The organism is Gimesia sp. (genome assembly GCF_048262075.1).
In the GTDB taxonomy this organism is placed as follows: Bacteria; Planctomycetota; Planctomycetia; order Planctomycetales; family Planctomycetaceae; genus Gimesia.
In genome coordinates, this window is record NZ_JBLXFK010000014.1 from 54,620 (window position 1) to 68,103 (window position 13,484).

12 protein-coding genes are annotated in these 13,484 nt (G+C 47.7%); 7 read left to right on the forward strand and 5 right to left on the reverse strand.

Features of this window, described 5'->3' with window-relative positions:
* Window positions 1-17 precede the first annotated feature (17 nt).
* The 3 genes from ACN0YH_RS22570 to ACN0YH_RS22580 form a co-directional block, all read right to left on the reverse strand.
* Window positions 18-224: a CsbD family protein gene (locus ACN0YH_RS22570; RefSeq protein ID WP_417381857.1), complete on the reverse strand. Its 207-nt coding sequence runs from the start codon at window positions 222-224 to the stop codon at window positions 18-20.
* A gap of 107 nt (window positions 225-331) precedes the next feature.
* Window positions 332-523, reverse strand: a complete 192-nt coding sequence (locus tag ACN0YH_RS22575) for a hypothetical protein (RefSeq protein WP_417381858.1) — start codon at window positions 521-523, stop codon at window positions 332-334.
* Between the two features lie 117 nt (window positions 524-640).
* Window positions 641-1,369 (reverse strand): PRC-barrel domain-containing protein, encoded by a 729-nt coding sequence (locus ACN0YH_RS22580; RefSeq protein ID WP_417381859.1) that lies wholly within the window; start codon window positions 1,367-1,369, stop codon window positions 641-643.
* A 742-nt stretch (window positions 1,370-2,111) separates the two neighbouring features.
* On the opposite strand from ACN0YH_RS22580, the gene ACN0YH_RS22585 reads away from it, so the two are divergent.
* From ACN0YH_RS22585 to ACN0YH_RS22615, 7 genes are all read left to right on the forward strand, one after another.
* Complete coding sequence (locus ACN0YH_RS22585) at window positions 2,112-3,578, forward strand: sigma-54-dependent transcriptional regulator (RefSeq protein ID WP_417381860.1); 1,467 nt, start codon at window positions 2,112-2,114, stop codon at window positions 3,576-3,578.
* A gap of 487 nt (window positions 3,579-4,065) precedes the next feature.
* Window positions 4,066-4,233, forward strand: a complete 168-nt coding sequence (locus ACN0YH_RS22590) for a DUF1328 domain-containing protein (protein ID WP_291167079.1) — start codon at window positions 4,066-4,068, stop codon at window positions 4,231-4,233.
* 131 nt (window positions 4,234-4,364) lie between these two features.
* Window positions 4,365-4,661: a hypothetical protein gene (locus ACN0YH_RS22595; RefSeq protein WP_417381861.1), complete on the forward strand. Its 297-nt coding sequence runs from the start codon at window positions 4,365-4,367 to the stop codon at window positions 4,659-4,661.
* Window positions 4,662-4,879: 218 nt separating this feature from the next.
* Complete coding sequence (locus ACN0YH_RS22600) at window positions 4,880-8,302, forward strand: PAS domain S-box protein (protein ID WP_417381862.1); 3,423 nt, start codon at window positions 4,880-4,882, stop codon at window positions 8,300-8,302.
* A gap of 387 nt (window positions 8,303-8,689) precedes the next feature.
* Window positions 8,690-8,848 carry a YqaE/Pmp3 family membrane protein gene (locus ACN0YH_RS22605; RefSeq protein ID WP_145232569.1) on the forward strand — a complete coding sequence of 53 codons (159 nt, stop codon included), beginning with the start codon at window positions 8,690-8,692 and terminating at the stop codon, window positions 8,846-8,848.
* Window positions 8,849-8,900: 52 nt separating this feature from the next.
* A complete protein-coding gene (locus tag ACN0YH_RS22610; RefSeq protein ID WP_417381863.1) occupies window positions 8,901-9,659 on the forward strand; it encodes a TrkA C-terminal domain-containing protein in 759 nt (252 codons plus the stop codon).
* Between the two features lie 984 nt (window positions 9,660-10,643).
* The gene (locus tag ACN0YH_RS22615) at window positions 10,644-11,915 is read left to right on the forward strand and encodes a sodium-dependent bicarbonate transport family permease (protein ID WP_417381864.1); all 1,272 of its coding nucleotides are present in this window, start codon (window positions 10,644-10,646) and stop codon (window positions 11,913-11,915) included.
* Window positions 11,916-12,264: 349 nt separating this feature from the next.
* Here the strand turns inward: ACN0YH_RS22615 and ACN0YH_RS22620 are convergent, their stop codons facing one another.
* The gene (locus tag ACN0YH_RS22620) at window positions 12,265-12,960 is read right to left on the reverse strand and encodes a class I SAM-dependent methyltransferase (protein ID WP_417381865.1); all 696 of its coding nucleotides are present in this window, start codon (window positions 12,958-12,960) and stop codon (window positions 12,265-12,267) included.
* Window positions 12,960-13,418 (reverse strand): Rrf2 family transcriptional regulator, encoded by a 459-nt coding sequence (locus ACN0YH_RS22625; protein ID WP_417381866.1) that lies wholly within the window; start codon window positions 13,416-13,418, stop codon window positions 12,960-12,962. Before ACN0YH_RS22625 ends, ACN0YH_RS22620 begins: the two co-directional genes overlap by 1 nt.
* Window positions 13,419-13,484 lie beyond the last annotated feature (66 nt).

Sequence of the window (13,484 nt, forward strand, 5' to 3'; positions counted from 1 at the left end):
CGGCTATATTTCTAGATTCAGCACTGGCAGGAGCTTTCAAACTGAGCTACCTGTTTTTCCGCTTCATCTTTGGCGATGCCGTATCGCTCCTGGACTTTGCCAACCAGTTCTTCTCGTTTGCCATCAATCTGGTCAATTTCATCATCAGTCAGCTCTCCCCATTTCTGTTTAGCCTGACCTTTGAACTGTTTCCATTTTCCTTCGAATTGATCTGAATTCATCATTCTTCTCCTACACTAAAATTTGAAATTAAAGGTTTTAAATCAGTAAAGTGAGCTGAACCCAAAGAGGCATCAGCAAGCAACAATCATGAGAACAGCCCTTTATGAGGCTATTCTTTCTTTTTGAGATCAACTCCGATATCACCATCGGATTTGTCTCTTTCGATTTCGAGTTCTCCATTAGGAGTTTCAATATCAAGGACTTTCTCTTTTTCTTCGCAACCCGCCAGTGTGAAGGCCGTAGCCGACATGAGCATCAGGGCCAGCGATAGAAAACATGAATTGATAATGTGCTTTTTCATAATGGCTTCCTCATTTTAAAACTGACCTGGCTCGCTACAGGCGCACCGGTAGCTGGTTTAATCAAGGTTTTGGTGGCTTTGCCATACCAGATTGGTATTCAGGAAATACGAGCTGTTTTACCAATAAGTAGGGCGTCCATAAAAATCATAGAGTTGAGCTTCATATTCACGATTGACAGGCAGCCGCGGATCATATTCCGGAGCATTCTCGACCTGTGATTTGGTTAAATCTACATGTGCTTTTCGATCATCCCAGGTGAAATGAGTGAGCCAATCGAAAGCAATGATCACCTTCTTGCCCGGCAGCCAGTTACGGGTATCAATAATCAGATACCGTAAACTCCAGCTTTCGGTGTCCACGATAATATCTTCCACATGCCCGAGTGAACCTTCCATACATTGAATTTTATAACCCGTCACTTCTGCGATGCTTCGTAAATGGGGATCACCATTCCGGGCCGCCACACGTTCTTCAAGTTCTGCAGTCGCCGTGGCTCGATTCATTATAGGAGTGGGTGAATTACCCCAGTAAACAGGCCAGTTATAGAATGATGCCAATGCTGATTCATACTGTCGCGAAACAGGCTGGTCTGTATCTACTAACGGGGCTGCTTCAATGTTTGCCTTAGAAAGCACTGTCGGTAATTCAAAACTATCTAAATCTGGCTGATCTATAGCGACGGGTGAAATCAGAACCTGACGATGCGAAAGCCACCCTCCGGTATCTACCACGAGATAACGCATAATGGTGGTTTCATCGTCAAATAAAAAATCATTAACAGTTCCACACTCTCCGTCGGTAGCCAGTACTTGGTATCCTTTAAGTTCGTTTGTACTTCTAAACATCTCTGTCTCCTTTCCTGGTTCTGTTTGGAGAAGAAATGCAGATCGTGTGCCATTCTGTGGGTTTTCTGTAGATTCAGGAGGGATCTCATTCTCTACCATGCACAAGGCTCTTTTTTTTACTGTTAAAATACGGATTTCAGATTTTTCCCCGTTTTAAAATCTGCCTCAGTAAATTCATTTAATAAATATTCTGATCGACCGCTGATAAACCGGGGTGCTTGACAATCAGTCAATAATTTGCAGAAACGCCATTCGCAGAAACAGAGTCAGGCAATAAAAAAAGCCCTGCGGCGTACATGGTTAGTTCGCCACAGGGCTGTCATAGGCCTGCTGGTGACCAAACTCCGGAAGCTGGTCATGGATGCTTAGTGTGTAACGCAGCGCCAAATACAGTCAATCTTTCATATCACTGGATTTCGATTTAATTTTCTGCATTGCATCGGGAACGATGTCCGTTTTCGATAAGCTTGGTCGTTTTGATGTGTGTTATCCAATTGTATTTGCCGTCCGTAAAGCTCTTGATCCAGCTTCTTTCGTGTTTTCGTGCCAGATGAATTTCTACTGTTTTTCATTCGCAACGGGTGAGGAGAATCCTCAGAATCAATTTTTGTCGGGGTTTAGAAGGAAAAGTATTGTCTGGGAATTTCTTTTCTGATCTTTGTAATGCAGAAATCAGATTGTTAGAATAATCAAATTCAGCAAAATAAATCCTTTCAGATATAGAATCAGTTCGGAATCAAATATGTCTCAGGCATTAGTGGTGGATGATGATCGCACAGTACGGGAAATGGTACGTCGATCACTGGAAAAAATAAATATCGACGTCGTCACTGCTGGGACGGCTGATGAGGCACTGGAAGCGATTCGCAAGAGTGCTCCTGAAGTTGTTCTGCTGGATATTATGCTTCCCTCAGTTTCCGGATTAGATGTTTTTCGAGATATCCATAAACTGGATCGACGCTTACCAGTCGTGTTTATTACATCTTCCAGCGAAAGCAACCTTGCCATCGAAGCCATGCAACTGGGGGCTTTTGATTATCTTGCCAAGCCACTGGATCTTCCAAAACTGAACCAACTGGTCCAGAAGGCTATTGAGACACGTCGGTTGATGAATATCCCGGTCGCATTGCCCGTGGGAGATACTAAATCGAGTAAAGGAGATCAGTTTGTCGGGCGTAGTCCACAAATGCTTGAGGTCTTCAAGGCTATTGGACGTGTTGCCGCGGAAAACGTCAATGTTCTGATTCGCGGAGAAAGTGGAACCGGCAAAGAGCTTGTCGCCAGGGCAATCTATCAGCACAGTCCCCGCTCCAAAGAAAGTTTCATGGCCGTCAACTGTGCCGCTCTTACGGAAACTCTTCTGGAAAGCGAATTGTTTGGCTATGAAAAAGGCGCCTTTACAGGTGCAGACAGACAGCGAATCGGTAAATTCGAACAATGTAATGGCGGGACAATCTTTCTCGATGAAGTCGGAGATATGTCGCAGCTGACACAGGGAAAGGTTTTACGTCTGTTGCAGGAGCAGAAATTTGAACGGGTTGGTGGTAATAAAACCATTGAAACCGACGTCCGCATTATCGCAGCCACGAACCGCAATCTTGAATCGATGGTTAAAGCTGGTTCGTTTCGTGAAGACCTGTTCTACCGACTCAATGGAATGACGATTTCGCTGCCTCCCTTACGCGAACGCGGTAATGACATCGCATTACTGGTCGAGCATTATCTGAATGAAGCATGTTACGAAATGGGGCGTACAGAAACGGAAGGGATTTCTTCAGAGGCTCTGGAATTGATGATTCAGTATAACTGGCCTGGGAATGTCAGGGAACTTCAAAGTGTGGTTCGGCAGTCTCTGTTGAAGAGCACTTCTCCAATCATTGTTCCTTCATTTCTACCAGATGAATTATCCAGACGGTTCAACTCACAGGCTGCCCCGCTAGAGTCTCAAAATGAGGTCGATGGAGATGATTTGCCGTTAGCGGATTTACGTTTGTTTGTAGATCAACGTCTCGCAAATCAATCAACAGATCTATACAGCGAAACACTGGAAGCCATGGAGCGGTATCTGTTAACGCGAGTTTTGAATGAAACGGGCGGTAATCAGACTCGCGCTGCAGAAATTCTTGGAATTACTCGAGGCAAGATTCGAGATCGCATTGCCCAGTTCGGCATCTCACTTGAGAAAACTGTGAGTATTGATGATGACTAGCCTGTGTCCAGGTTTAGTCATTCTTAAACACGCTTTTATCGGCAGGTAACGACGATTTCTGCACAGCCGCTCTGCAGGTTTCCCGTCTCTTCTTACATCGCTCCCGACTGAGGGAACCTGTTCTTCTAATCAGATCTGCAAACGGTCGCTTAACGCGCAAACAAGTTCCCCAGCGAGCGGTCAGCAGTCGATCTTTACACGATGAAATAATCAGTGCTCGATTCTGTACAGATTTTCTAAGAGTTCTATCATATTTCCTCGTAACGCCTTAGGTCAATTTGCTGTCTCGTGGTTTCAACTTGGCACAGCGATTGCGAAGTTAAATAACATCGCAGCAATGTGATTGAAATTGAAACATGTAAATTGAATGAACCAGGGTCATTCCTGGTCGGCTGGTTAAGTTTAACTCCAATGCTTCCAGCCGGATCGGAATTGATAACCCGGTTTCGCAGGAACTAACAACCCCACTAATTGAAAGGGTATCACCATGTTGAGTTGGGCATTAATGTTTTTAGTAATTGCTTTAGTAGCGGGTCTATTTGGGTTTGGTCTGGTCGGCGGTATGGCCTATGGCGCAGCTAAAATCTGCTTCTTTATCTTTCTCATTTTGGCAGTAATCAGTCTGCTGACAGGAAAAAGAATTCCCACAGAATAAGTATTTGAAGCAAGTAAAACATGCTTGATTCGAAACTGCTGAGACGACCGGCCGACGGCATTCAGAAGAATGCCGTCGGCCGGGTTTATCATACCCCCCGCAGTGGTAGGTAGATTTACTGGAGAAAACAGATGCAAAACGTAATCATTATCGTACTGATCATTGTAGCAATTGTCGCCATGGTATTAGGAGGTTGGGTTTCGTTTGCTGATAGGGATGATAGTGCAACCATAACGATCCATAAAAATGAAGTCGAAGAGGATACAGAACAGGCAGTGAAAAAAGGAGAGGAGATCGTTCAAGATGCAGCCCGCGAGGGACGGAAGTTGTTCGACGGGGTTGAAGACGCTGCTGATTCTGATGAGCCTGTCACACAGGAATCAGATTCCGATCCTGATCAAGCAAAAGTTTTAAAAACTCCCAGGTGATTTGCAGATTGGATTGAATTTGAGTTTAAGATCTGTAATGCTGGAATCCATTTCTGATCGTCGAGATTTTCTTAGAATATGCCTCTCTTCAGAGTTCCTGCCCTCCACCTGTAGTCGTGGATTTTTTAATAACATTCTGCTAAATTAATTCCATTACTTCTTCAGAGATTTCGCTAATACTTTTCTAATCCATTTTTACCAGTCGGGCACGAAATCAAATGGGACTCTCTTCAAAGCCTGAATTCCCGAATAATGCTTTATGGGCTTCCGATGACCGATTACAGACCATTGTCGATTCCGCAATGGATGCGATCATTACCATGGACATGGATGGTTATGTGATTGACTGGAATCGGCGGGCCGAAGAAATATTTGGCTGGACCCGAGATGAGGCAAATGGAAATACCGTTTCAGAATTAATCATCCCTCCTCAGTATCTTGAACAGCATCTGGATGGCATGCGGTTATTCAAATCGACGGGAAAAGGACGGGTAATCAATAACAAGCTGGAGTTGACAGCTCTTCGCAGGAATGGACACGAATTTCCGATTGAACTGGTTGTCACGCAGATCGAATGGCATGGTCAGATTATCTTTAATGCCTTTATCAGAGATGTTTCTGACAGGAAGGAAGCTGAGCAACTCATTGCACGCGAGAAACTAGAGGCGGCTTTACTGCAGCAGGCGAGTTTTTCGTCCTCGACAAGCGATGCCCTCGAAGATGCTTTGCGAATTTGTGTTGCCAACCTGGGAGAAATATCAGGTTGGCCTGTTGGGCATGCCTACCTGTGCAGCCAGGGAGGGAATAGTCTAGTCTCATCCAGAATCTGGCATCTGGCAAATCGAGATCATTTTCTCGAATTACGCACTGAATCAGAGAAGCAGAGCTTCATGCCCGGAGAAGATCTGCCCGGGTACGTCTGGAGTCGTGGCGAACCTGTCTGGGTCACGGACTTTGAAAATGAAGATGCCATCAATCAACGGCGAGACTTTGCAGCCCTGGGAGTTCGGTCCGCTTTTGCATTCCCTGTTAAGATCGAGGGGGATGTGATTGCTGTGGTTGAGTTCTTTAATACCAGGCTCACCTCTCCCGATTTAAATCTGCTGGCGCTGTCTCGGGGGGTTAGTAACCTGATCAGGCATGTGATTGAACGAGTGCAATGGCAAGAAGAACGAACCAGGCTGGCAGCCATCGTTGATTCTTCGGGAGATGCAATTATTGGGAAAGCTCCCAATGGTACGATCACATCCTGGAATAACGGAGCAGAGGTCATCTACGGGTGGCTGGAAGAAGAAGTCATTGGTGAAACCGTTTCGATTCTGCTGCCTCCAGGGATGGCGCGAGAAGAATCTGAGATTCTGGAAGCGATGAAAACAGGTCGCCGACTCGATCAGTTTCAGACGAAACGAATGCGAAAAGATGGTACCATCATTGATGTCGCCATTACTGTTTCCCCCATTCGTGGCATGGATCATCTGGTGGTGGGGTCATCAAGTATCGAAAGAGATATCACCGCCAGGCGTCGTCGTGAAGAGGAACTCAGCAAAGCCAAGGATGAAGCCGAACAGGCTACCCGTGCACAAGGAGAATTTCTGGCTAATGTCAGTCATGAGCTTCGAACGCCGATGAATGCGATCCTGGGAATGCTCGAATTGACCTTGCAGGAAAACCTGACGCCTCTCAAACGAGATTATTTACAGACAGCAAAAGATTCAGCCGATTCACTGCTCTTACTGGTGAATGACATACTGGATTTTTCTCGACTGGAAGCGGGACGGTTTGAACTGGAGCCAGTGCCGTTTAATCTACGGGTTATGCTCGACGAAGCAGTAAAAACGCTTTCCTTGAGAGCCTGCGAGAAAGGACTGGAATTAATCTGCCGCATCGATAAGCGAGTACCGTCTCGGGTTCTCGGAGATCCGACTCGCCTGCGCCAGATCTTGACGAACCTGGCTGGGAATGCGATTAAATTTACAGAGCAGGGAGAAGTCGTTGTTAGTGTTAAGCTGATTGAGTCCTCTGCCGAACAGACTGGGGATTCCCAGAAACAGACACAAGTAAATCCATCACCTGAACTTCAGCCGGGCGAAAAGGTCCATTTGGAATTCAGTGTATCGGATACCGGGATAGGAATCGCTGCGGAAGATCAGCAACGAATCTTCGCACCCTTTGCGCAGGCTGATGCATCGACCACGCGACACTATTCCGGCACGGGTTTAGGTCTGGCGATTTGTCATGAACTGATTGGCTTAATGGAAGGGGAAATGCAACTGAGCAGTGAATCTGGAAAAGGGAGTTGTTTCTCATTTCAGGTTAACCTGACGGTAGTCGAACCTGAAGAGTCTGATCTTGAAAACAACAAATCATCGGTGTCTGAATTACGTGACCTTCCGGTGCTGGTGGTGGATGATAATCGGACAAACCGTGTGATTCTGGAAGAGATGCTATCGAACTGGTCCATGTCGCCGACTCCAGTCGACTCAGCGGAAGAAGCATTAGACCGACTGTCTGCCGTTACTGACGAAGACAAGGCATATCCTCTGGTTATTGTTGATGCGCTGATGCCGGAGACCGATGGTTTTATGCTGCTTGAGCGGGCCCGTAAGCAAGGCTTGCTTGATTCCGCGACGATTCTCATGCTGTCTTCTGCCGATCACCAGATTTTCAGTGAACGATGCGAGGGACTTGAAATTTCTGCATTTCTGGAAAAACCGGTTTCCCAATCTGACCTGCTGGATGCCATCATGACTGCTTTGAAAGGCCCTCAACTGGAACGTTCCAGTGTATCTCAAATCAGGGAATCGAAACAGACTTTGAAAGTTCTGGTGGCAGAAGATACTCCTGCAAATCAGAAAGTGATTACCGCGATTCTGAAGAAGCGGGGGCATCAGTGTGTGATTGCCGATAATGGTCGTGAAGCCGTTGATTATCTGCGAAATGAATCATTTGATGTAGTCCTGATGGACATACAAATGCCAACGATGGATGGTCTGCAGGCAACTGCCATGATACGCGAGAACGAATATGGCTCTGGTGAGCACATTCCCATTATTGCCATGACGGCTTATGCGATGCGCGGCGATCGCGATAAATGTATTGCTGCCGGTATGGATAGTTACATTTCAAAACCCATTGATGCCAAAAAATTGATTTTGGTTCTGGAGCGACTGGCAATGCGTAATCAAAAGAGTCACTTACCCGGAAAAAGTCTCGCGAGTCCCCAACCCTCCCTTCAAGAGTCAGAAAAGGAATCGTTACAGGATGCTCCGGTATCTAAACCGCCGATAGCAGATTCCCGGCCAGCGATCGATATGCGGGCAGCCCTCAAACGAGTCGGTAATGACGTTGCAATCCTGAATGATATGGTCAATTTCTTTTTCGAGGACGCCCCCGGCTTACTGAAAGAAATAAATGAACAGACAGTCGCAGGAGATGTAGAAGAATTGACGCGGGCAGCACACAGTCTGAAAGGCCTTTGTGCTAACTTTAATGCTTCTCCAGCCGTAGAAGCGGCGAAAATAATTGAGGATTATGGACATCAGGGGAAGCTTGAGGAAGTCCCCGCCGCGATTCCCGTACTTGAGTCCGAGGTCGCACGACTCAGCGATGAACTCGCCGCGTGGAAATCTGAGAATTCCTGATTCACTTACTCTTCAGTTGAATCCTATGGCGCAGGAACTCCTCTCCCCACAGTTCTCCATTGATGGCTCTACTTTCAACCCGGTCGCCCTGCTGCCAGGATCGCTTTCCACTTAGCTTGTTCTTACTGCTGTCTAAGTCCTTGTTAATCAGTGCTTTACAGTTTCTGTTTACGTCGTGGTGAGATTGGTACGGGATATGCTTTCTAATCTCTTCAGTCACATTGAAAGTTTTGATCCTGAAGTGAATCGGGATCGTTTGTAAAACTACAGAGAAATCAGAATCCGTTTCAAGTGACATCACAGCAGATAGTATTCTGCCTCTCAGAAAGGAAATAGACTATGTCCACTTCGTATCCGCAACACGCTCAACCTCAATCCTCTACCTTCATGGATGTATTAAGAATTATCCTGGCTATCATTTTGCCACCAGTGGGTGTCTTAATGCAGGTCGGACTGGGAATGCATTTCTGGCTCAATATTGTTTTGACTTTGTGTGGTTATATCCCCGGACTTGTCCACGCGGTGTGGGTCATTGCAAAAAAATAACGGCATAGAAAGTCATCTCTTTCAATTTTAGAAGAATGAATCCAGTAGAAATATGTTTGCGATCATTTCACTGATAGTGATTATTGTTGTATCGATCATTGTGGTCCGAGTGGCGACGGTGGCGTTAACATTAACAGGGCTTTCCACTCCACTGGCACGATTCCAGGCACGGTCTGCTTTTACCAGTACCGGCTTCACAACCAGTGAAACGGAAAAAGTCATGCGTCATCCTGTTCGTCGTCGGATCATTATGACACTGATGATTCTGGGTAACGCGGGAGTTGTAACAGCTATCTCTTCTCTCATTATCTCCTTTGTCGGGGCAGAGTCGAGCTCAAGTCTGTGGGGGCGCATTGCGCTGCTCGCCTGCGGTTTATCACTCTTGTGGATGCTTGCATACAGTGAATGGATTGACCATCGTATCTCCAGGGTGATTCAAAATGCACTGCAGCGCTGGACCGATCTTGAAATTCGAGATTATGCAGGGCTGCTCCATCTGACCGGAGACTACCTGGTAGTGGAACTGAATGTGAACCCCGACGACTGGCTCGCTGGTAAAAAACTGACTGAGCTCAAATTGGATTCTGAAGGGATCCTGGTACTGGGAATTGAAAAACCCGATACAAGCTATGTCGGTGCTCCCAGGGGGGAGACTCGTCTGGAGATCAATGATCACCTGCTCCTTTATGGAAAAGCCAGCGTGTTGAGAAATCTGGATGAGCGACGTTCTGGAGCCGCCGGTAACTGGGAACACCATAAAGCGGTAGATGAACAGCAACGCAACGAGCAGGCACAGGTCTCTCAAGTCTAAGACTATTGTGTTGCCCTGCCTTCCAAAATCTCGCACTGAATAAACTCCTCTTGACCCCTGCGCGCCCCTCATCAAGATATGCGCCTTAATGAGTCGCGCGCGCGGTTCAGTATTTGTGCAGGGAGAGAGCAGGAACCGGTGATGACTTTTGCACTATCTAAGCCCCTTGTTTGAGCATGATTTAACCAAAAACTGCTCAAACGCACTCTGTGGATCAACACACTCCACCGCAGTATCGCCCCCGTGACGCCCGGCATCACTCCAGTATCAGAACCCATCAACACGTATCGCGCACTGTTGTTGTTCATCTCTGCTTGACACCTGGCTGCCCTTTGGGAAAATTCCATGGACAAACAGAACGCAGCCTGGAATAAAGCTCTGCACCAGACCTGACCGACAAGAACGGGGCTCAAGGAAAACAGGTTTAACATCATACTCCTCCTCGAATAAGTCGGTTCCAATGTATCTGGGGACGCTACCGTATAATGGGAGACAGTCTAAATCATCCGACGGTATCCCTAGCTCCCCATACAGCCTTTCCCGTGGGACAGATTCTACCACATCCTGCTGAATCGACTTGAGATGAACATCCTGAAGTCATCTCAGCAGAAAAAGCTCACCTTCCGACAAACGTCATTTCGCTTGCCACTTAGTACAGGCTCTACTTGGTTCGGGAGCCTCGCGGGGAACAAAATCGTCAGGTCCTTCATTCGTCTGTTCTGCATGAAATTGCATTCGGAGTGCAATATCTTGCAGGTATTCATTGGCAGAATCAAAATGACCTGCGTTTGTCTGAGCATGAAAATAAGTCACCAATAAAATATTTCAAGCGTAATACCGCTGCATTTCAGGGGATAAACGCTCTGGCAGACAAATTAGTCGATAAAATTGACCTGTGGGTATGCTGATTGCAACAGGTAGAGCTGTTCAATTTCCTGTTCGGTCAAGTTTCCGACAAGCCCTGCTACCCTGAGGAGCACTAGATTGTTAGAAGAATTCGTTCATAATTTTGCTCATAACCTTTTTAAACCGCTCCTGCTGTTTTTCTATATGGGGTTTTTGATTCCCATTCTGAAAGTGCCGTTCGAATTCCCGAAAGCCGTGTATCAGGGGTTGACCCTGTACCTGCTGGTGGCGATTGGCTGGCATGGCGGTGAAGAACTGGCTTCGCTTTCTCTGGCCGAGTTTGGTCAGGCTCTGGGTTTCATGGCGATTGGATTCATCACGAACCTGTGCATTGGTCTTATAGCTTATTTTATTTTACGACGTACGACGAAATTGCGTCAGGTTGATGCGGCTACTGTCGCCGGGTTTTATGGATCTGACTCAGCAGGTACTTTTGTGACCTGTCTGGGGGTGATAGCCGCTGCCAACATCGCTTACGCTGCTTATATGCCTGTCATGTTAGCCGTGATGGAAATCCCGGGCTGCCTGGTTGCGCTGTACCTTGTTTCTCGTTTACGTCAGAACGGCATGGATCCTCAGGGGAATATGCCGCACGAAGCCGGCTATCAACCTGCCGTCCATTCAGCGTTAGCGATGCAGGGAGCAGACGGTGGTGGAGAAATTACAGTCGATGAAGACGGCGAACCGTTAACTCAATATGACGGAAGTCACACGCATGTCCATTCTATGGCGGCTGTTGCTGAGAGAACCCAAACAGTGACTGCCACAAAGCAGGAACTGGCAGCGGAACTGGATGTGGAAATAGAAAAACAACCCGTTTTCAGTAAAGAACTTCTGCATGAAGTCTTTTTGAATCCCGGTCTTTACCTGCTGTTTGGCGGGATTATTATCGGATTTCTGGGAAGACTGCAGGGTGAGGCGGTCACGCGGGCAGACGATACTCTGTTTGTTAATATTTTTCACGGTATGTTGTGTCTGTTCCTGTTGGAAATGGGAATTACGGCCTGCCGTCGTTTGCAAGACCTGAAGACCGCTGGCTGGCGATTCATCATGTTTGGTGTCCTTGCTCCGAACGTTTTTGCAATAATTGGAATTATGGTGGCCCATGGATACAGTATCGTTCTGGGGCAAGCATTTGACCTGGGGACTTATGCACTCTTTGCCGTTTTGTGTGGGGCAGCTTCCTATATCGCTGTCCCAGCTGTGCAGAGACTCGCCATTCCCGAAGCCAGTCCCACTCTGCCTCTGGCAGCATCACTGGGGCTCACGTTTACTTACAATGTTACCATCGGTATTCCCGTCTACATGTTGGTTGCACAGGTGGTCATGAAAACTTTTCCAGTGGCATGACCAGTTTCGCTCTGGCTGGAACGTCCTGAGATCCAGCCAGGGCATTTTTTTATAACTTGTGATGACTCCTTTAATGGGATGTATCAAAAACCGGAAGCCAGAGTTCATCACATTTAAGCATAGCGTCTCTCAATCTAATCTACTCGGGCCAAACAGCCCTGGAGACGCTACAGTAAAACTGGACACCGTTTAGCGGGAAGTTCAAGTTTAATTATCAACAGGAGATAACGTGGTTTGCCAGTCACCTTCATGTGCTTACTTTGGCGGGTAGCTAGCATGACAGGTGACTGGCAACTGCGTGATTTCTGTCAAGACCTCTGAGCTTTCCGCGGACATGTTCTGAACCGCATCAGGCATATGCCACCCAGCCGCGAAATGAAAATCCGGCGTAAAACAGGCTGACGTTCGAGAATCCCGCTTCACGTAAGACTGCTTCATCATGCTCGGGGGTGAGGATTTTCAAACGGGATTCAATCATGGCGCGGGCAGTATCCGCGTTCTGGGGGGCGATTCCGGAGCTGACAGCGAAGGCAGCGTATCGCGACAGCCACCTGGACCGCTCTCCTGCATCTTCATAATGGGGAATACTCAAGTGGACAACCACAAAAGGGGATCCGGGGCGCAGTCGGCGGCGTATTTCGACTGCCACTCGTCGTCGCTCTTCCAGCTCTATGAAGTGCATGGTTAAGAGGCAAGTTGCTGCGTCAAATGGACCTTCTGGAGCGATGTCAACCTCCCCCTGATACAACCGGACGCGCGACGCGAGTGGTCCCAATGTCTGTTCTGCAAGTCGGATCATTTCAGAGGACGGGTCGACGCCGTCGAAGGTCCAACTTGAGTGAGCCTGCGCAAATGTTTGCAACTCCAAACCGCCTCCTGCTCCCACCACGAGTACGCGACCTTTCTCAGGAACTCGTTCGGCTAATAGTAGAGCTGTCATGCGCTGCATGTCAGTAAATCCCGGGACAATGCGCGGTGGTCCTTCTGCATAGCGAGCGACAGTGCGCGCATCAGAGAATGGAGATTCACTCGGGGTAAGAGACATCAACTCGCTCCGCGACACGAGGGAGAACTGCCACGAGTAATGAGACGCGCGTGATAGTCGGCACTCAGCCTGGACAGCGTAATTTCACCAAACCGAGCGAGCAGCAACTCTTCCGCATCTTGAAAAGTCTGTTGCAGAGCGGCATTCACGGCTTGTTCAACCAGGCAGTCAGGCGATTCAGTACGATTGCCAATAGCAAGCAGTGAAGGAGTGCCCAGCGCGACATAAATATCCCGCAGTGTTACCTTTGATGGGTCGCACGACAGAGTCCATCCGCCACCATGCCCCTTTTCCGACTGCACATATCCCCGCTCCCGAAGTCCTGCCATGGTCCGTCGGATCACCACAGGATTGGTGGCCATCATCCCGGACAGGTCTTCGGAAGTTATGGGCCCCGACTGCTCGGCCATGTGAAGCAGGATGTGAAGTACACCGGATAATTTGCTACTGCGTTTCATGTAACATAATGTATTACATGAAACGCAGAGTCGTCAATGGTTCAACTCAGAAAACCGGACAACGGA

Coding starts and splice junctions, on each gene's coding strand:
- ACN0YH_RS22575 (WP_417381858.1), bottom strand. CDS start 523: ATGAAAAAGCACATTATCAATTCATGTTTTCTATCGCTGGCCCTGATG.
- ACN0YH_RS22570 (WP_417381857.1), bottom strand. CDS start 224: ATGATGAATTCAGATCAATTCGAAGGAAAATGGAAACAGTTCAAAGGT.
- ACN0YH_RS22625 (WP_417381866.1), bottom strand. CDS start 13,418: ATGAAACGCAGTAGCAAATTATCCGGTGTACTTCACATCCTGCTTCAC.
- ACN0YH_RS22620 (WP_417381865.1), bottom strand. CDS start 12,960: ATGTCTCTTACCCCGAGTGAATCTCCATTCTCTGATGCGCGCACTGTC.
- ACN0YH_RS22585 (WP_417381860.1), top strand. CDS start 2,112: ATGTCTCAGGCATTAGTGGTGGATGATGATCGCACAGTACGGGAAATG.
- ACN0YH_RS22610 (WP_417381863.1), top strand. CDS start 8,901: ATGTTTGCGATCATTTCACTGATAGTGATTATTGTTGTATCGATCATT.
- ACN0YH_RS22590 (WP_291167079.1), top strand. CDS start 4,066: ATGTTGAGTTGGGCATTAATGTTTTTAGTAATTGCTTTAGTAGCGGGT.
- ACN0YH_RS22595 (WP_417381861.1), top strand. CDS start 4,365: ATGCAAAACGTAATCATTATCGTACTGATCATTGTAGCAATTGTCGCC.
- ACN0YH_RS22600 (WP_417381862.1), top strand. CDS start 4,880: ATGGGACTCTCTTCAAAGCCTGAATTCCCGAATAATGCTTTATGGGCT.
- ACN0YH_RS22580 (WP_417381859.1), bottom strand. CDS start 1,369: ATGTTTAGAAGTACAAACGAACTTAAAGGATACCAAGTACTGGCTACC.
- ACN0YH_RS22605 (WP_145232569.1), top strand. CDS start 8,690: ATGGATGTATTAAGAATTATCCTGGCTATCATTTTGCCACCAGTGGGT.